12 protein-coding genes are annotated in these 18,643 nt (G+C 72.7%); 3 read left to right on the forward strand and 9 right to left on the reverse strand.

Features of this window, described 5'->3' with window-relative positions; genetic code table 11:
* Positions 1-25: 25 nt before the first annotated feature.
* From wecB to ACQ860_RS13795, 3 genes are all read right to left on the reverse strand, one after another.
* Positions 26-1,156, reverse strand: coding sequence for a non-hydrolyzing UDP-N-acetylglucosamine 2-epimerase (gene wecB / locus ACQ860_RS13785; RefSeq protein ID WP_431305756.1), 1,131 nt, complete (start codon positions 1,154-1,156; stop codon positions 26-28).
* Positions 1,153-1,917 carry an HpcH/HpaI aldolase family protein gene (locus tag ACQ860_RS13790; protein ID WP_431303923.1) on the reverse strand — a complete coding sequence of 255 codons (765 nt, stop codon included), beginning with the start codon at positions 1,915-1,917 and terminating at the stop codon, positions 1,153-1,155. The genes wecB and ACQ860_RS13790 overlap by 4 nt, the downstream gene beginning before the upstream one ends.
* Before the next feature lie 77 nt (positions 1,918-1,994).
* Positions 1,995-2,249 carry a hypothetical protein gene (locus ACQ860_RS13795; RefSeq protein WP_431303924.1) on the reverse strand — a complete coding sequence of 85 codons (255 nt, stop codon included), beginning with the start codon at positions 2,247-2,249 and terminating at the stop codon, positions 1,995-1,997.
* A gap of 249 nt (positions 2,250-2,498) precedes the next feature.
* On the opposite strand from ACQ860_RS13795, the gene ACQ860_RS13800 reads away from it, so the two are divergent.
* Positions 2,499-3,893, forward strand: a complete 1,395-nt coding sequence (locus ACQ860_RS13800) for an FAD-binding oxidoreductase (protein WP_431303925.1) — start codon at positions 2,499-2,501, stop codon at positions 3,891-3,893.
* Entirely contained in the window at positions 3,890-5,065 is a 1,176-nt protein-coding gene (locus tag ACQ860_RS13805) for an MFS transporter (RefSeq protein ID WP_431303926.1), read from the forward strand. Before ACQ860_RS13800 ends, ACQ860_RS13805 begins: the two co-directional genes overlap by 4 nt.
* A 150-nt stretch (positions 5,066-5,215) precedes the next feature.
* On the opposite strand, the gene ACQ860_RS13810 is transcribed toward ACQ860_RS13805, so the two are convergent.
* The 6 genes from ACQ860_RS13810 to ACQ860_RS13835 form a co-directional block, all read right to left on the reverse strand.
* Positions 5,216-5,602 (reverse strand): hypothetical protein, encoded by a 387-nt coding sequence (locus ACQ860_RS13810; RefSeq protein WP_431303927.1) that lies wholly within the window; start codon positions 5,600-5,602, stop codon positions 5,216-5,218.
* Between the two features lie 181 nt (positions 5,603-5,783).
* Positions 5,784-7,049 (reverse strand): glycosyltransferase, encoded by a 1,266-nt coding sequence (locus ACQ860_RS13815; protein WP_431303928.1) that lies wholly within the window; start codon positions 7,047-7,049, stop codon positions 5,784-5,786.
* On the reverse strand, positions 7,046-7,675 hold the full coding sequence (locus ACQ860_RS13820) for a hypothetical protein (RefSeq protein WP_431303929.1): 630 nt from the start codon (positions 7,673-7,675) through the stop codon (positions 7,046-7,048). Before ACQ860_RS13820 ends, ACQ860_RS13815 begins: the two co-directional genes overlap by 4 nt.
* Positions 7,662-8,567 (reverse strand): lysophospholipid acyltransferase family protein, encoded by a 906-nt coding sequence (locus ACQ860_RS13825; protein ID WP_431303930.1) that lies wholly within the window; start codon positions 8,565-8,567, stop codon positions 7,662-7,664. The genes ACQ860_RS13820 and ACQ860_RS13825 overlap by 14 nt, the downstream gene beginning before the upstream one ends.
* Positions 8,564-9,961, reverse strand: a complete 1,398-nt coding sequence (locus ACQ860_RS13830) for a cytochrome P450 (protein WP_431303931.1) — start codon at positions 9,959-9,961, stop codon at positions 8,564-8,566. Before ACQ860_RS13830 ends, ACQ860_RS13825 begins: the two co-directional genes overlap by 4 nt.
* 1 nt (position 9,962) lies before the next feature.
* Entirely contained in the window at positions 9,963-10,799 is an 837-nt protein-coding gene (locus ACQ860_RS13835) for an SDR family NAD(P)-dependent oxidoreductase (protein WP_431303932.1), read from the reverse strand.
* A 346-nt stretch (positions 10,800-11,145) separates the two neighbouring features.
* On the opposite strand from ACQ860_RS13835, the gene ACQ860_RS13840 reads away from it, so the two are divergent.
* Positions 11,146-18,447 (forward strand): SDR family NAD(P)-dependent oxidoreductase, encoded by a 7,302-nt coding sequence (locus ACQ860_RS13840; RefSeq protein ID WP_431303933.1) that lies wholly within the window; start codon positions 11,146-11,148, stop codon positions 18,445-18,447.
* Positions 18,448-18,643 lie beyond the last annotated feature (196 nt).

Raw genomic sequence — 18,643 nt, forward strand, 5'->3', positions numbered from 1 at the left:
ACCATGGAAAGCTTGCGACGCCGGATCATGCCCCGGCGCTGGCGTCCATGCCAAGGAACGCCCCGCAGAGATCGGCGATCCGCGCCCCCGCGCGCCCATCGCCATAGGGCGAGGCGCCGCGCGCGAAGCCGCCACCCGGCCGTGGATCGTCCAGGAAGCCGGCCACGGCGGCGATGATCACATCGGGCTCATGCCCCACCAGCCGCGCGAAGCCCGCCTCCACCAATTCCGGCCGCTCGGTCTCGGCGCGCAGCACGAAGACGGGCTTGCCCAGCGCCGGCGCCTCCTCCTGCAGGCCGCCACTGTCGGTCAGCACCAGCGTGCATTGCTTCAGCAGCGCCGCCATGCGCGTGTAGTCCACCGCCTCGATCAGGTGCACGCGCGAAAGCCGGCCCAGCAGCGGCCGCACCACGGCGCGCAGCTCCGGGTTGGGGTGCATCGGATAGACGAATTCCACATCGGCGAAGCGCTCATGCAGGGCCGCGATCGCGCGACAGATCCCTTCCAGCGCCGCGCCCGTATTCTCGCGCCGATGGATGGTCAGCAGGATCATGCGCGCGCCAGGCGCCACCGGATGGCCGGGCGGCAGATCAGGCCGCGCGGCGACATCCAGCAGCGCATCCATCACCGTGTTGCCCGTCACATGCACGCGCCCGGGCGCGATGCCCTCGCGCAGCAGGTTGTCCCGCGCGCCCGCGCTCGGCGCGAAATGCAGGGCGGCGATGCGCGCGGCCGCCACGCGATTGAATTCCTCGGGGAAGGGATACGCCATGTCGCCGGTGCGCAGCCCCGCTTCGACATGGCCGAAGGGGATGCGGCGATGGAAGCTCGCCATCGCGGTCGCCAGCACCGTGGTCGTGTCGCCCTGCGCCAGCACCAGATCCGGCGCCTCGCGCGCCAGCAGCGGATCGAGGCCCTGCAGCAGCCGCGCCGTGAGCTCGGAGAGGCTCTGCCCGGGCCGCATCACGTCCAGCCTGAGGTCGGGCGTGATGCCAAAGATGCCCAGCATCGGGCCGATCATGTCCCGATGCTGGCCCGTGCTCAGCACGCTCACCCGCGCCCAGGGGCGCGCCCGGAGCGCGGTGATGACGGGCGCCATCTTCACCGCCTCCGGCCGCGTCCCGAGGACGCAGAGGATGTGCCTCGCGCCGTTCAGCCCTTGGCCACCTTCACGGCCGCCTTGGCGGCGCCGACCATGAGACCGACCTCATTCGCGATGGTGACGAGCTTGAAGCCCATCTTGATCATCCGGTTCGCGTATTCCGGCGTGCCGTTGTGCAGGCCGGCCGCGATGCCACGCTTTGACGTCTCCTTCAGCAGCATCTCGTAGATGTTGAGGATGAAGGGGTCCTCCACGTCCAGCTTCGGCGTCAGGCCGTAGCTGAAGGAGAGGTCGGACGGGCCGATATAGATGCCGTCAATGCCCGGCACGTCCAGGATGGCCTGGATGTTCTCGATCGCCTGCTTGGTCTCGATCATCGGGATGACGAGGATCTCGTCATTCGCCGTCGCCTGGTAATTGCCCGAGGAGCCATAGGCGCCCGCGCGGATCGGCCCGTTGGAGCGCGTGCCCCCGGGCGGATACTTGCTGTACTGAACGAGGTTGGCGGCTTCCTGCGGCGTGTTCACCATCGGGCAGATCACGCCATAGGCGCCGGCATCCAGCACCTTGCCGATGATCCCGGGCTCGTTCCACGGCACGCGCACCATCGGCGTGGCGCCCGAGCCAGAGGCCGCGATGCCCTGGAAGCAGGACACGCAGGAGAGGTAGTCCTGCACGCCATGCTGCATGTCCACCGTGACGGAATCCCAGCCGCACTGGCTGTACATCTCGGCGCTGAACGCATTGGGGATGGCGAGCCACCCGTTCACCACGGCTTGGCCCGCTTTCCAGGCTTCCTTGACCTTGTTCGCCATCGCTTTCCTCCTGCGTTGCATGCGATGGCTGGAAGGCTAGGACGGAAGGGCGCGGCTGGACAGTCCTGCGCCGCGGCTCAGCGGCATTCCATCCGGATGCCGGAAGCGACGTCGCTCAGGCTCGGCTGGCCCAGGGATTTGGGCCATTGCACCAGCGGCACCTGGGTCAGCGTCCCGCCCGGCAGCGAGACCGAGCGGCCATTGGCCTGGCTGATCGTGCCGGCCGGGCCCACGAAGGTGATCACCACGTTGCGCGTGCCCCCGCGATTGCCGAAATTGGCGCCATAGACCCAGGCCTGCCGCTCATCGCTGGTCGAGCGCGGATCGAGCACAATGGCCGCGAGGGTGACGCCGCCGCAGCCGAAACCGCCAGGCCCAGCGCCATCAGGGGAAGCATGCGATGCAACATGGTGGTCTCCTCTCGACGGGGTTGAGGATGTGCGGGCCGCGGGCGAAGGACAACGCCACGCGCCCCATCGCGCCCATCGGCCCGGCCGATGATGCAACCCAGCCCTCCCCTGCCCACCATCGCCCAATGCGGCGGAACGCGGCATGATGGCGCGCTACCGGAAGGACACGCCATGAACACCCTCGCGCCGCGACCTGTGGATGCCGTCATCGCCGCCCTGCGCCCGCTGCTGGGCGAGCGCCTGACCACGAACGACGCCATCCGCCAGCAGCACAGCCGCGGCGAGGACACGACGGCGCCGACCCTGCCCGATGCCGTGGCCTTCGCCGAAACCACGGCGGAAGTCAGCGAGATCCTGAAGCTCTGCCACCAGCACGGCGTGCCGGTCACGCCCTTCGGCGCCGGCACCTCGCTGGAGGGGCATGTGAACCCGGTGCGCGCCGGCATCACCCTCGACCTCAGCCGCATGACCGCCATCCTCGAGGTGAACGCCGAGGACATGGATTGCAGCATCGAGCCGGGTGTGACGCGCCAGCAGCTCAACGAATTCCTGCGTGACCAGGGGCTGTTCTTCCCGGTGGACCCCGGCTCGGTCTGCACCATCGGCGGCATGTGCGCCACGCGCGCCTCCGGCACCAATGCGGTGAGATATGGCACCATCCGCGAGAACGTGCTGGGCCTGGAGGTCGTCCTGGCCGATGGCCGCGTCATCACCACGGGCGGGCGCACGCGCAAGGGCGCCAATGGCTATGACCTGACGCGCCTCTTCATCGGCAGCGAGGGCACGCTCGGCGTCATCACGAAGATCCGCCTGCGCCTGCACGGCATCCCCGAGGCGACGAGTGCGGCCGTCTGCCAGTTCCCGACGCTGGCCGATGCGGTGAACAGCGTCATCACCGTCATGCAGCTCGGCATTCCCGTGGCGCGGATCGAGCTGCTGGACGAGGTGCAGATGGCCGCCTGCATCGCCTATTCCAGGCTGGAGGGCTACGCGCCCGTCCCCACGCTCTTCCTGGAGTTCCACGGCACCGAGGCCGGCGTCGCCGAACAGGCGGGCGCGGTGGAGGCCATCACCGCGGACCACAACGGCTCCGGCTTCGCCTGGGCGCGCGATGCCGAGACGCGCAACAAGCTCTGGAAGGCGCGGCATGACGCCTATTGGGCCGGCATCGCCTATCGCCCCGGCAAGCGCGGCATCACCACCGATGTCTGCGTCCCCATCTCCCGCCTCGCGGAGGCCCTGCTGGGTGCGAAGGCCGATATCGAGGCGAGCGGCTTCGAGGCGCCGATCGTCGGCCATGTCGGCGACGGCAATTTCCACACCATCATCCTCGTCGAGGAGGGCAACGCCGCGGAGATGGAGCGCGCCTGGGCGCTGGACAGGCAGATCGTGCAACGCGCGCTCGACCTCGGCGGCACCTGCTCGGGCGAGCATGGCATCGGCCTCGGCAAGCGCGAATTCCTGGAGGCGGAGCACGGGATGGAGGCCATCGGCGTGATGCGCAGCCTGAAGGCGACGATGGACCCCAAGGGCATCCTCAATCCGGGCAAGATCTTTCGGAATTGAACCCCATCGCGATACCCCTGCTCGCGCTCACGCTCGGGCACGTCTTCTCCAACGCGGTCCGCACCCTGCCCGCCGTCGCCACCGATGTGCTGACGCGCGATCTCGCGATCAGCGCCGAGACATTGGCGGCCATCACCAGCGCCTTCCCGGCGGCCTTCGCCGCGGCGATGATCCCGGTCGGCGTCGGGCTCGACCGCTACGGCGTGAAGCCGGTGGCGCTCACGCTGCTGGCCATCGCGGTGGTGGGCTCGGCGCTGGCGGCGCTGGCACCCTCGGCCGCCACGCTTCTGCTGGCGCAGATCGTCCTCGGCATCGCCTGTTCGGGCATGATGATGTGCCCGATGACCTATGCCGCGCGCGGCGTCTCCCAGGCCGAATTCGGCCTCTGGGCGGGCCTCGTGCAGGGCTTCGGCAATTCGGGGATGATCCTTTCCGCTTCGCCGCTCGCCTGGCTGGTCGAGGTCTCGGGCTGGCGCGCGGGCTTCTGGGCCTGCGGCGCGCTGGCGCTGGGCGCCATGGTCGCCGTCTTCCTCACGGTGAAGCATGAGCGCCCGGCCGAGGCGGCGCGCGTCAGCATCTGGCGGAACGCGCGGGAGGTGATGCAGTTCGCCACCTCGCCCCGGTTGCGCGGGCTGATGGCCATCGCCTTCGTCTCCTTCGGCGCGGTGCTGGGCGTGCGCGGGTTGTGGGGCGGGCCCTGGCTCATGGAGATCAAGGGCATGGGCCGGATCGAGGCCGGCCACCTGCTGCTGCTCTGCACCTTCACCCTGGTGGCGGGCCCGGCCTTCGCGGGCTGGCTGGTCGGCCGCTTCGGCCATTTGCGGCGGATGCTGCTGGGCGGCCATCTCGCGGCGGCCGGCTTCATCGCGCTGCTGGTGCTGGGCGGCCCGCTGGCCTTCCCGACCTGGGCGGATGGGGCGCTGCTGGTGCTCTTCGGCGCCAGCATCACCTTCCAGATCCTCTGCTTCGCGCTGCTGCGCAGCCTGGTGCGGCCGGAGGAGGCGGGGCGCGCCCTCTCGGCGCAGAACATCTTCTTCTTCGGCGGCGCGGCCGTGCTGCAGGGGCTGAGCGGCGCGGCCGCCGCCCTGGGCGGCGTGGCCGCGGCCCTGCTGACCTTCGCCGCCGCGCTGGTGATCGGCTGCGCGCTCTTCCTGCGCTGGCAGAAGGCGTAGAGCATGATGCGTTGAGGCGGTATCGCCGAAACGCTGAATCATCCTCTCGGTAAAGGCTGGACCGCGCGAAGTGAGCGCGAGCGAACGCCGCACGGTCCAGCGGCCCGGCCTTCCAAGGAAGCCGGGCCGCCCTGTTACGCTGCGGCGCGTTCAGCGCGGGCAGGTCACCTGCGTGTAGCGGATCAGGTCCTGCTGGCTGAGCTGACCGGTGCCCGAGGGGTTGTTGAAGCTCTGCTGGCCGAGCGTCACCGTCACCTGCTGGTAGCTCGCCAGCGTCGCCACCACCGAGCCGGTCTGCGGCATCTGGATGTTCGGCGCGGTGAAGCGGACCGTGTAGCGGATCGGGTCGCCCGAGCGGTTCTGCAACTGCACGAAATAGGGCACGGTCGAGCGCGTGTTGTTGCTGATCACGTTGCTGTAGAAGGAATTGGCGACGATCCGGCCGTCGCAATAGGTGGCCATCTGCGCCTGGGCGCCCATGGAGGCGAAGGCGATGGGCAGGGCGGCCAGGGCGGCGAGGGTGAAGCGCTTGGACATCTCAGATCTCCTCTTGGGTCTCAGGTTCGGGGCCATCCCGTTCTGTGATGGGGAAGTTATCGGCGCCGGTTGATCGGCACAAATCCACTCACTCTTATTGTCCGATAGGCAGAACCTATCTTAAAAAACAGGATTGCGCGTCTCTCGCCAAGCGACAAGGGATCGTTTCATGAGAAGCGCCTCACGCGGCGCGCGCCAGCTCCGTCATGCCGCGCAGCAGCCGTGCCGGGCTGGGTGTGGCGAAGCGGCCCGCCGCCGCCCGCGCCGCCGCATGGCGCGGGCCGCCCGCCGCGAAATCGGCCATCGCCGCGGCCCAGCCGGCCACGTCCCGCGCTTCCAGCAATTCGGCGAAGCCCGCGACATATTCTCGATGCGCCGGGATGTCGGAGGCGATGACCGGCACGCCCGAGGCCAGCGCCTCGTGCACCGGATAATCGAACCCCTCCTCCAGCGAGGGCGCCAGCACGGCGATGGCGGCGCGCAGCAGCCGGGCCATGGCGTGGTCGCTCAACCCCTCGGCGCGCAGCAGCCGCACGCCCGGTGGCATCTCGCCCAGCCCGGCCAGGACCTCCGCCGCGTCGAGCCCCGACGCCCCGGCCAGGATCACGTCGAAGCCGCCGGTCGCGTCGGCCATGGCGCGGCAGGCCTCGGCCAGCAGCGCGAGATTCTTGCGCGCGGTGACGAGCCCGGGGACGAGGAAGAAGCGCCGACCCGCCACGGGCCGCGCCGCGCGATGGGTGAAGATCTCGCAGACCGGCGGCGCGATCACCTCCACACGCGGCAGGCGCAGCCCATGCGCCGCGGCGCTCTCCAGGATGCGCGTGCGTGAGGCGGCGGAGTTGGTGACGATCCTGACCGGCCGCTCGCCCAGGTGGCGCAGCATGCGGCGGAAGCGCTGGTCGCTGCCCGGCGCGGCCAGAGCGGGACGGCGCAGCGGGATGTCGTCATGCAGGTAGCAGAGGAGGTGCCCCGCGCGGGACAGCGCTGCGAAGAGCTTCGCATCGTCCAGGTTGCGATGGGACAGGTTGAGATAGGCTGCGCCGTGCAGCGCCTCCGGCTCCTCCGCGCGCAGCGCGCCGCGCCGGTAAAGCAGCCCGGCCAGCAGGTTGCGGCCGAGATCCACCAGCGGCACCTGGCGGTCGGCGAGGCGCGCGCGGGCGGGCGGAAAGGCGGCGTCGTCGCCCTCCAGATAGGCGAGGACGCGCCGCCAGGCCGCATCGCCCGGTTGGCCCGCCCAGCGCGCCGTGGCACCCTCGACCAGGCGGCGGGCCATGGCGGGCTTCAGCGCGCGGATGGCGCCGCCATCGGTGAAGACGAAGCGCGCCGCGGGCTCCTCCTCCAGCAGGTGCTGCGCCATGGCCAGCTCCAGCCGGTCAATGCCGCCGGGTGCCGCGCGTACCGCGCGCCAGAGCAGGCGCGAGACATCCAGGGCGAGGGGCTGACTCACCGCGGGGCCGCCTCCGGCGTCAGGGCGATGGTCATGCGTTCATAATCGCCCGCGGTGGCCATCAGCAGCCGCGTGAGGGAGAGCGGCGGCGCCACGACGGGCACGGCGCCCGCGCGCCGCACCAGGGCGCGAATGGCCGGCCGGCGGATCTCCATGTCGAGGTGCCGGCACCCGAGGCGCGTCGCCTCCGCCACGGCCGCCGCCATCAGCGCGCCGCCCACGTCGCGCCCGCGCTTGTGCCCGCGCCAGGCCTTCAGCACATCGAGGCCGTAGATATAGGCGCCGCCCGGCCGTGGCCGCGTGCGCGCCTCGATCCAGGAAAACACCGCCCAGGCCCGCGCCCCGCGCCGCCAGCCCTGGCAGCGGATGAAGTCGGCGAGGCCGGGCGCGAAGGGGCCCGCGCCCGCGTATTTCAGGCTGAGATAGCCGGCCAGCTCACCCCCCACGGTCGCCACCAGGAAGCGGTCCGCCCGCAGCCCCGGCCGGAACAGCGCGTGGCGCGCCGCGTCATCGCCCAGCAGCGCGGCCAGGCCCGCGCGGCCCGTCGCCGCGAGGTCGAGCACCTGATCGCCCACCGGCCCAGGCGCGAGCGGCCCGACCACGACCGGCGGTTCAGAAGCTGTCATCGAGCCAGAACCATTGCTCCAGATGCTCCAGCACCACCGGCTCGATCACGCCGTTGAGGAAGGCGACGTCATCCAGCAGCCCACGCGGTTCCTTCGGCAGTTCGATCACGTCGCTCACCGTCATGCGGAAGCGCTGCCCCGGCAGGCGCGTGGCGTAGGAGAGGACGATGTTGCACGCGCTGCGCCGCGCCAGCTTCGCCGCGACGGCGAGGTTGCCCTCGGCATGCGGCGGCCGGCCGAAGAGCGGTGCCATGAGCTGCCCGTGCCGCGCCTCGTCCACGAAGATCGCGAGCAGCCCGTCCTCGGTCAGTTCGCGCCAGGCCGCGCGAATCCCGCCATGGTCCTGCGCGAGGTAGCGCAGCCCGTTGCGGCGGCGCAGGTCGTTGATGATCCAGGTCTGGCCGCGCGTCTCCCACTCGATGGGCGCGCAGGCGGCGCTCATGCCCATCGCGCTCAGCCCCTCCAGCATCACCTCCCAGTTGCCGGTGTGCAGGCACAGCGCCATGAGGCTACCGCGCCGGCGGATCTCCCTGGTGCGCTCAGCGTCCGGCAGCTCGATCCGGCCGGCCTTCATGTAGCGGCCGATGCTCGGCGTCTCGCCGATGTAGCGGCCGATATTGTCGAGGAAGGCCTCCACCCAGGCCTCGATCTGTTCGTCGCTCGCTGAGGGGCGGTGGCGCTTCAGGTTGGCCCGCGCGCGCTCCACCACCCAGGGCCGCTCGCGCTTGATGTAGGCGATGATCCCCGGTGCTGCGAGGCGCGGGCCGAGGTCGATCGGCATGTGGCGGAAGACCAGGTACTGCCCGATTTCCCATGCATCCAGCAGCCGGTTGCGCCAGCCGGGCGCGCGCCGGTCCGGCAGGGCGGCGGCCGGGTCGGTCTCCTCCCTCATGCGCGCGCTTCCAGTTCGACCATGATCGGCTTTCGCGGGCGGAGCGAGAGCCGGCAGACCGGCTCCGCCACGAAGCCGGGTGCCAGCCGCAGCCGAAAGGCGCGCGCCACCATGGCGAGGCAGAGGATCGCCTCCGTCAGCCCGAAATTCAGCCCGGCGCAGATGCGCGGCCCGGCCGAGAAGGGGATGTAGCTGTAGGGCACGGGCGAGGGGCCTTCGAGGAAGCGCTCGGGGCGGAAATGCATGGGCTGGTCCCAGAGGTCGGGCGAACGATGCAGGACCCAGGGCACCACCAGGACCAGCGCATCCTTCTCCACCGCGATGCCGCCCACCTGCGTCGCCTCCCGCGACTGGCGCGGCAGGATGGGGACGGGCGGGTAGAGGCGCAACGCCTCCTCGATCACGGCGCGCGCATAGGGCAGGCGGGGCACGTCCCCGGCGGTGGGCTCGCGGTCCCCCAGCACGGCGTCCAGTTCCGCATGCAGCGCGGCCTCGGCCCAGGGCGCCTTGGCGAGCAGGTAGAAGGCCCAGGTCAGCGTCGCCGCCGTGGTCTCGTGGCCGGCCATGAAGATGGTCGCCGCCTCGTTGCGCAGCGCCTGCACGTCGAGGCCGAGCTCCGGGCTGCGCTGCATGCGCCGCACCAGCAGGTCCACCATGGAGCCATGCTCGCCGCGCCCGGCGATGTGCTCGGTGATGACGTGCTCCACCACGCCATGCACCTCGGCGATGGCGGCGCGCATGGCCCGCCCGCGCCCGACCGGCCAGCCCTCCGACGCGCCCAGGAAGAAGGGGAGGTTGAAGCTGTCGATCCCCGCCTGGTAGCGGCCGAAGCCGTGGACGATGCCCTCCAGCGCCCCGGCCCCCAGCCTGGTCCCGAAGATGGAGCGCGCGATGATCTGCGCCGTCAGCTCGGCCATGGCGGGCAGCAGGTTCACCACCGCGCCCCCGCGCCAGCCGGCCAGCATCTCGGCCACCGCGCCGGTCATCATGGGCGCGTAGAAGGGCACCTGCGTCTTGTGCGCGATGTCGGCCACCAGGGGCCGCCGCCGCCGCCAGGTCCCACCATCCGAGATGAAGAGTCCGTCGCCCAGCAGCGGCGCCAGGGCGCGGCGCATCATGGCGCCCTTGCGCTCGAAGACCTCGGCGCCGTTCACGAAGACCGCCTTGACCGAAGCCGGGTCGTTGAAGACGCAGACCTGACGGCGCAGCAGGCGCATGGCGAAGTCGCGCGCCGCGTAGCTGTCCCGCGTCCAGACGCCGATCAGGCTGTGCCGCGCCATGAGCGCGAGGCGCAGGCTGCCCGGCCCCTCCGCCAGGGGTTCGGGATGCGCCGGGATGAGCCAGCCCGGCCCGGCCTCCTCGATGATCGGCGGCTGCAGCGAGAGGCGCGTCACGTCAGCGGGAATCCTCGGGGTGCCGGCGCAGCAGCCGGCGCTGCGCCGCCTCCAGATAGCGCGCCCAGGGCCGCCCGGCCCAGAGCAGCAGGCTGGCGCCGAAGCCGGGCGCCACCCGCCGCGCCCCGCGCTCCGCCGCCGCAAGGATGCGCTCGGCCACGAAACCCGGGCTGAGCGGCCTGGCGCCCCCCGCGAAGCGCGCCGTGAAGGCCGGGCGCCGCGCGCGCTCCTCCGCCAGTTGCGGCGTGTCGGTGTCGGGCGGGAAGGCGGTCAGCACCCGCACCCCATGCGCGCCCAGCTCCAGATCCAGGACCTCGCCCAGGCCGCGCACCGCCCATTTCGAGGGCGCATAGGCGGCATAGCCGGCGAAACCGCCCAAGGCCGCGGCCGAGGCGATCAGCACCACCTGGCCCCGCCCCGCTTGCGCCATGGCCGGGGCCAGCGCGTGCAGGACGTTCACCGTGCCGAGGGCGTTGGTGCGCAGTTGCGCCTCGTGCTCGGCCAGCGGCTGGTCCAGGAAGCGGCCGGGCAGCGCGATGCCCGCGCTGGTCACCACCCAGGCTGGCGGGCCGAGGCGGGCCAGCAACCCGGCCATGGCGGCGGCCACCGCCGGCGCGTCGCCCACATCCAGCGCCAGGGCCTCGGTGCGCGGCGCCCCCGGCCTGGCCCCTTCCAGCCGGGCCCGCGCGGCCTCCAGCCGCACGGAATCGCGCGCGACGAGGACGAGGTGGCACCCCCGGGCGAGCAGGCCCGCCGCCAGCGCCTCGCCGATGCCGCTCGAGCCGCCGGTGACCAGCGCCCAAGGGGCGGGCAAGGGGTCGGGCTGCGCCTCGGTCACGATCCGGCCTCCAGGCTGGGGGGCCCCATGGGCGGGAGCGGGGGGTCGGGGAAACTTGAACCGCCGACGGGAAATAGCGTATCCGATTGTAAGCGGAAGGCAATCTCCGTGTCCTTCCGTGGACGGACTGATACCGAAAACCCACCGAACGCTCCAGCGTGTTCCTTTGGAAAGGAAAAAGGAGGAAAGGAAAAGAGACGGGGCGGGCCGCGGGGTCGGCCCAGCCTGTTCAGGGCCAGCACCTCGAGGGGTCATGCACCCGGACTGAACCCACCGACCGAGACCACCCTTCCCCGGCGTCCACCCGGCGCCGATCCCCGCCACCCCAAGCCTCCTGGACACCGCGTTGATCCTGAACTTCCCCGTTCCGCTCGACATCCTCGGCCTCGCCGTCCGGCTCCCGGGGGCGAGCGACCTGCGTGCCCTCTGGGCGCTGCTGGAGGCGGGCGGCTCGGCCGTGCGGGACATCTCGCCGCCGGATCGCTGGCGGCCGGAGCGCTTCCTGAGCCCGGACGCCACGGCGCGCGGCACCGCCTACACCTTCGCCGGCGGCTATCTGGAGGACGGCCTCTTCTTCGACGCCGCGGCCTTCGGCATGTCCCGCCGCGAGGCGGAGCAGATGGACCCGCAGCAGCGCGTCATGCTGGAGGTGACGTGGGAGGCGCTGGAGGATGCCGGCATCGCCCCCTCCAGCCTCGCGGGGCGCCAGGTGGGCGTCTTCGTCGGCGCCTCCGCCACCGACTACGCGGATGTGCCGCTGCTCGACGTCTGCGCGCTCGACGCGCATTTCATGACGGGCAACAGCCTGGCGCTGGTCTCCAACCGGATTTCCTACGCCTATGACCTGAAGGGGCCGAGCCTGACGCTCGACACCGCCTGCTCCTCCTCCGTCGTGGCGCTGGCCCAGGCGGCGGCGGCGCTGGAGGCGGGGCGGATCGAGCTCGCCATCGTCGGCGGCGTGAACATGCTCTCCTCGCCCGCGCCCTTCATCGGATTCTCCCGCGCCGGCATGCTCTCCCCCACCGGCCGCTGCCGGCCCTTCTCCGCCAAGGGGGATGGCTATGTGCGGGCCGAGGGCGCGGTGGCGCTCATCCTGGCGCGCCCCGGGTCCGGCCTGGGTTCCCCCTGGGGCGCCGCCGCCCCGCGCGCCGTGCTGCACGCCATCGGCGTGAACTCGGATGGCCGCACCAACGGCATCTCGCTGCCCTCCGTCACCGGCCAGCGGGACCTGCTGGAGGCCATCTACCGCCAGGCCGGCATCTCGCCCGAGGCGCTGGCCTTCGTGGAAGCGCACGGCACCGGCACCCGCGTGGGCGACCCGATCGAGGCGCGGGCCATCGGCGAATCCCTGGGCCGGCACCGCCGCGCCCCGCTGCCGGTGGGCTCGGTGAAGTCCAATATCGGCCACCTGGAGTCCGCCTCCGGCATGGCCGGCCTCGCCAAGCTCGTCCTCGCGCTGGAGCATCGGCGCTACCCCGAAACGCTCTACCTGGAGGAGCTGAACCCCGACATCGACGTGGCCGGCCTCGGCCTCGCCCCCGCCGCCCGGGCGGTGGAACTGGCGGCCGAGGGGCCGCTGCTGGCGGGCCTGTGCAACTACGGCTTCGGCGGCACCAATGCCCATGCGGTGATCGGCAGCGCCCCGGGGGCTCCCGTCGGGGCCTCCGCCGAACCCCCCGCCGTGCGCTACCTCGTCATCTCCGCCCACAGCAAGGCGGCGCTGCGTGACCTGGCCGCCGCCTATCTGGAGCCGGTGGAGCGCCTCGGCGCCGCCACGGTCGCCGCCGCCGCCGCCGCCGGGCGGGACCGGCTGCCGCATCGTCTCGTGCTCGACCTCGCCCAGAGTGGCGGGGTGGGCGGCGCCGTGCCCCAGGCGCTGATCGAGCCCGAGACGCCCCGCCCCGACCTCGCCCTCGGCGAGGCCATCGCCCGCCAGGCGCGCGTGGCCTTCGTCTTCTCCGGCAATGGCACGCAATGGCCTGGCATGGGCCGCGCCGCCTATGCCGGCAACGCCGCCTTCCGCGCCGCCTTCGACGCATGGGCCGCGCGCATCCGCGCCGCCGGCGGCATCTGCCCGCTGGAGACCATGCTGGCCGAGGATGTGGCGCAGCGCATCGCCGCCACCAGCGCCATGCAGCCGCTGCTCATGGCCATCCAGCTCTCGCTCTGCGCCGCGCTGGCCGCCGAGGGGCTGCGGCCCGACGTGGTGCTGGGCCATTCGGTGGGCGAGGTGGCCGCCGCCGCCGCCTCCGGCGCGCTGACGCCGGAGGACGCCGCCCGCCTCATCGTGGTCCGCAGCGCGGGGCAGGAATCCGTGCAGGGCCTGGGCGGCATGGCCGTGCTGGCCTGCGACGCCGCCCGCGCCGCCGAGATCATCGCCGAGGCCGGCACGGAGGAGGTCGAGATCGCCGCGCGCAACGCGCCCGGCTCCACCACCCTCTCCGGCACCGGCCAGGGCCTGGCCGAGGTGCTGCGCACCGCCCGCCGCGCCCGCATCGCCTCCGTCACGCTCGACGTGGCCTACCCCTTCCACAGCCGCATCCTGGACCCGGGGCGCGAGGAGACGGTGGCGGCGCTGGCCGGCCTGAAGCCCGGGCCGACCCGCGTGCCGATGATCTCCGCCGTCACCGGGGCGGAGGTGGCCGGCCCGGAGCTGGACGGCGCCTATTGGTGGTCCAACATCCGCGCCCCCGTCCTCTTCCAGGACGCCGTGACGGTGGCGCTGGGCCGGGCGGAACTCTTCGTCGAGATCGGGCCCCGGCCCATCCTGGGCTCGCTCGTCGCCGATGTCGCGCGCCATGCGGGCGCCCGGGCGGCGGCCATGGCGACCCTGACCCAGGCCCGCGGCACGGAGGAGGCGGACCCGATCGCGCGCATCCTGCTCGAGGCGGTGGTGAAGGGCGCGCCGCTTGCCGCCCCCTCGGCCGCCGGCAGCCCCGCGCCGGGTCTGCGCGACCTGCCGCAGATGCGCTGGGACCGGCAGGAATACGTGATCACCGCGACGCCCGAGGCCTATGGCATCTACGGGCCGAGCCATGGCGGCCAGCCGCTGCACCCGCTGATCGGCTCGCGCATCGCGCCCGGCGGCCCCGAATGGCGCCAGATCCTGAGCGTGCCGACGCAGCCCTTCCTGGCCGGCCACCGGGTGGATGGGCAGGTCATCGTCCCGGCCACCGCCTATATGGAGATGATGCTGGCCGTGGGGCGCGAGGTGCATGGCACGAGCCGCCTGCGCATCCTCGACCTCGACATCCTGCGCGCCCTCAGCCTCGACCAGGCGCAGGAGGTGAGCATCCTCTGGCACGAGTCCGAGCGGATGGTGGAGATCCGCGCCCGGCCCCGGCTGGACGGCGCCGCGGGCTTCACCCTGCATGCGCGCGCCACGCTGCTGCCCGAGCCCGCCGCCCAGCCGCATCCGCGGCCGCTGTCCCCCCTCCTGGCTTCGGGCGGGGGCGTCCCGCATGACGCGGAGGCGATCTACGCCGCGACCGCCGCCTGCCGCCTGGGCTATGGCGGCGCCTTCCGCGTGGCCCGCTCGGCCCGGGTGGCCGGCGACGCCGTCGTCACCGAGATCGCCGGCGCCGTGCCCGATCTGGGCTTCTTCTCCGACCGCCTGGTGATCGAGCCCGCGAGCTTTGACGCCGCCTTCCACGGCATCTTCCTCGGCATCCCGCAGAAGCCCGGCCAGGTGCTGGGCGAGCTGCCGGTCCGCATCGGCCGGCTCTCCCTCTTCGCGCCGGGCGAGGCCGTCACGCGCGCCGTCGCCCGCCTGATCCGCCAGACGGCCGATGCGCGCGTCTTCGAGATCGAGCTGCTCTCCGCCGAGGGCCGCGTGGTCGCCCGTGGCGAGGGGGTGGTGATGCGCCGCGTCACCTTCGCCGCCTGGCGCGAGGCGGACCGCATCATCGAGCAGCGCCTGCAGCCCTGGCGCGCCGGCGCGGCCGACCTCAACGCCGCCATGGCGGAGGCGCTCGCCCGGCCGATCCCGGTGGCGGAGAGCGGCGCCCGGCCGGCGCTGATCGGCCTTGCCCTCGACATCGCCGGGCATGTGGTGAGCCGGGTGGAAGAGGGCCGCGCCGCCGAGCGCAGCCCGGACCTGGCCGGCACCATCGCGGCCCCCTCGCGCGTCATCTGGCGCGCGCTGATCGAGGCCCGGCGCGAGGCCGAACAACTCGCCGCCGAGCAGCAGGCGGCCCCCGTGCTGGCCGGAAGGCTGGCCGATCCGGGTGCGGCGCTGACCGCCTTCGCGGCCCACCACCCGGGGGCGAGCGCCGATCTTCGCCTCGCGCTGCACGCGCTGGAGGCGCTGCCCGCCATCCTCGCCACCGGCCAGGATGCGCCCCCGAATGCCGACCTGCTGGACGCTGCGGCGAGCGCCTCCGTCTTCGCCGCCCCCAGCCTGGACGCGCTGGCCACGGTGGTGGACCGCCTGGCCCGGGATGCGCCCGGCGAAGGCGGCCGCCTGCGGCTGCTGCTGCTGGAACCGGGCCTGGCGGGGCTGCTGCCGCGCCTCCTTCCACGCGCCGCCGCGGGCGGGATTTCGCTCGCCATCCTCGCCGCCGATGTGGATGCGGCCGAGCGCCTGCTGGCCCGCGCGGGCGCCGCCCGCGCCGTCCCGGTGCACGGGCCGGACGCGCCGCCGGGCGGGGCAATGTTCGACCTCGCCCTTTGCGGCGCCGTCACGCCGCTGGATGGCGGGCAGCCCAGCCCGCTCGACCTGCTGACCGGCCTGGGCGATGCGGCGCCGCCGCTCCTGGTCGCCATCCCGCCGCACCACCCCGCGATCGACGTGCTGCATGCCGCGACGCCGGGCTGGTTCCGCTTCTCGCCCTCGCCGGAGCAGCCCGTGGGCTCCTGGCCTTACCCTTCCGAGGTGGATGAGGCGCTGGTCCAGCACGGCTTCACCGCTCTGCGCCAGGCCAGCCTGCCGGCCTCGGGCGAGCGGCTGGTCTTCGCGCAGCCACCCCGCCGCCCGGCCGAGGCCGAAGCCCCGCCGCGCCGCACCATCGCCCTGCTCGGCGAGGCCGACGCCCTCGCGCCCCGGCTGCCCGGCTTCGCGCTCCAGCCGCTGCCGACCGCCGCCGCGGCCGCCGCCTGGGTGGCCGCAGCGGCGACGGGCGAGGGCCCGCCCGTGCTGATCGAGGCCGGTCCCGCCACCGCGGAGGACGAGGCCCCGGCGCTGGCGGCGCGCATGCTGCGCCTGCGCGAGATCGCCCTCGCGCTCAGCGAAGGCGAGGCGACCGCGCGGCTCTATGTCGCGCTGGTGCAGGGGGCTGAGGGCCTGCCCACCCCCATGTCCCAGGCCATGGCGGGCTATGCGCGCTGCCTGATGAACGAGTTCCCGGCCGTCGAGACCTGCCTGCTGGCCATCACGCCCGACGCCCCGCCGGAGGTGATGGCCGCCGCCCTCGGCCGCCACATCGCCGAGCCGCTGCTGGAGCGCGAGTTGCGCCTCACCGCCGCGGGCGCGCTCGTGCCGCGCGCCGCGCGCCGGCTGGAGGCCCGCGCCCGCGCCCTGGCGGAGGGCGAGCGCAGCCTGCTCGGCATCGGCTCGCGGGGCTTGGATGATTTCGCCTGGGCCGCCGCCCCGCGCCTGCCCCCCGGCGCGGGCGAGGTGGAGATCGCCGTCGCCGCGACCGGCCTGAATTTCCGCGACGTGATGCTGGGCCTCGGCGTGCTGGATTCCGAGATCCTGGGCGAGGGGCTGACCAGCGGCTCGCTCGGCTTCGAATTCGCGGGCCATGTGCTGCGCGTGGGCGCGGGCGTGGAGGGTTTCGCGCCCGGCGATGCGGTGATGGGCTTCGGCGCCCAGGCCTTCGCCTCGCACCTGACGCTGCCGGCCGACCGCCTGTTCCAGTTGGGCCAGGTGCTGCCGGAGGAGGCGGCGGCCGCGGTGCCCGTCGCCTTCGTCACCGCCTGGTTCGGGCTGATCGAGCGCGCCGGGCTGAAGCGCGGCGAGACGGTGCTGATCGAGGGGGCCGCGGGCGGCGTCGGCATGGCGGCGGTGCAGATCGCCAAGGCGCACGGGGCCATCGTCGTGGCGGCCGCCGGCACGGCGGAGAAGCGCGCCCTGCTGCGGCATCTGGGCGCCGATCATGTGGTGGATTCCCGCGCGGCGGATGTCGAGGACCGCATCCGGGCCGCGGTGGGCGGCGTGGATGTGGTGCTGAACTCGGTGGCGGGCGAGGCCATGCGCGCCGCGCTCAGGCTGGTGAAGCCCTTCGGCCGCTTCGTCGAGCTCGGCAAGCGCGACTTCTACGACAATACGCGCCTGGGCCTCAGGCCCTTCGTGAAGAACATCACCTATATCGGCGCCGACATCGACCAGCTCCTCGCGCATGATCCGGCGGCGGTGCGCCGCATGGTCAGCGTCATCATGGTGCTGTTCGAGACCGGGCGCCTGCGGCCCATCCCCTACCTGGCCTTCGAGGGAGAGCGGGTGGCGGATGCCTTCCGGCTGATGCAGGCCTCCGGCCATCTCGGCAAGATCCTGGTGCGGCCGAGCGCCACGGCCGTGCCGTCGGCCCCCGCTTCCGCCGCCTTCCGCCCCGCCCCCGGCCTGCATGTGGTGCTGGGCGGCACCGGCGGCTTCGGGCTGGAGACCGCGCTCTGGCTCGCCGCGCAAGGTGCGGGCACCGTCATCGCCGTCTCGCGCCGGGGCGTGGTGGAGGAGGCGCTGGCGGCGCGCGTCGAACGCGCGCGGGCCGCCGGCACCGATCTGCGCTTCGAGGCGCTGGACATCACCGACGCCGCCGCCGTCGCCGCCGCCTTCGCCCGCTGGCGGGCCGAGCTCGGCCCGATCTCGGGCGTGATCCATTGCGCGATGGTGCTGGAGGACGGGATGATCCTCGGCCTCACCGAGGAGAAGATCGCCCGCGTGCTGGGCCCCAAGGTGACCGGCATGCGGGCGCTGGAGGCCGCGATCGCGAGCGATGCGCTGCAATACCTCGTCGCCTATTCCTCCTCGACCACCTTCGTCGGCAGTCCGGGCCAGTCCTCCTATGTGGTGGGCAATGCCTTCCTGGAGGGCGCGATGCTCGGCTTGCGCGCGCGGGGCGTGCCGGCGCTGGCGGTCTGCTGGGGCGCCATCTCGGATGTCGGCGTGATCGCCCGCACGCGTGGGCTCGCCGAGCGGCTGCGCGCCGCGACCGGCGTCTCGGGCGTCACCTCGGCCGAGGCGCTGCAGCATCTGGGCACGCTGCTGGCCGATCCGGCGGCGGCGCCCGCCGTCAGCGGCTATTCCGTGATCCGTTGGTCGCCGGCGGCGAACAAGCTCGCCGTGCTGCGCTCGCCCTATTTCGCCGATGTCTTCGCGGAGCAGGGCCAGTCCGGCGCCACGGGCGGCCCCAGGGGCGGTGAGGAGGTGCTCGACCTGTCCGCCCTCTCGCCCGATGCGGCGGCCGAGGCGCTGCTCGGCCTGGTGCGGGAGGAGGTGGCCCGCATCCTGCGCCTGCCGCCCGAGGCGGTGGAGCCTGACCGCCCGCTGATCGATATCGGCCTGGACAGCCTGATGGCGCTGGAACTGCGCCTCGGCGTGGAGAAGCGGACGGGGGTGGAACTGCCGCTGACCACCATGGGCGGCAACCGCTCGATCCGTGACCTGGTCGGACGGATTGTCGGCACCTTGTCGGCCCAACGATCTCAATAAACGAGATTTCGTGCATTTATGACTGGAAAAAGCGAGCGTCGGTTGATTTCCGTCCCTTCTTTCGCAAAGAAGCGAAGCCGCCCGCCCCTCATGCTGCGCCGCATGATTTGGCAGTGAAAATCACTGAGCCCTGGGGTGGTCGGCCATCAATTGTTGTGCGGAGTCTCGAAATCGGAATAGTCTAGGCTCAAGATAA

It is taken from the genome of Sediminicoccus sp. BL-A-41-H5, from assembly GCF_050632405.1.
In the GTDB taxonomy this organism is placed as follows: Bacteria; Pseudomonadota; Alphaproteobacteria; order Acetobacterales; family Acetobacteraceae; genus Roseococcus.

Bases quoted from the DNA above. Each gene is read 5' to 3' on its own strand.
- ACQ860_RS13790 (WP_431303923.1), bottom strand. From the start codon at position 1,917: ATGGCGAACAAGGTCAAGGAAGCCTGGAAAGCGGGCCAAGCCGTGGTG.
- ACQ860_RS13800 (WP_431303925.1), top strand. From the start codon at position 2,499: ATGAACACCCTCGCGCCGCGACCTGTGGATGCCGTCATCGCCGCCCTG.
- ACQ860_RS13810 (WP_431303927.1), bottom strand. From the start codon at position 5,602: ATGTCCAAGCGCTTCACCCTCGCCGCCCTGGCCGCCCTGCCCATCGCC.
- ACQ860_RS13820 (WP_431303929.1), bottom strand. From the start codon at position 7,675: ATGACAGCTTCTGAACCGCCGGTCGTGGTCGGGCCGCTCGCGCCTGGG.
- ACQ860_RS13825 (WP_431303930.1), bottom strand. From the start codon at position 8,567: ATGAGGGAGGAGACCGACCCGGCCGCCGCCCTGCCGGACCGGCGCGCG.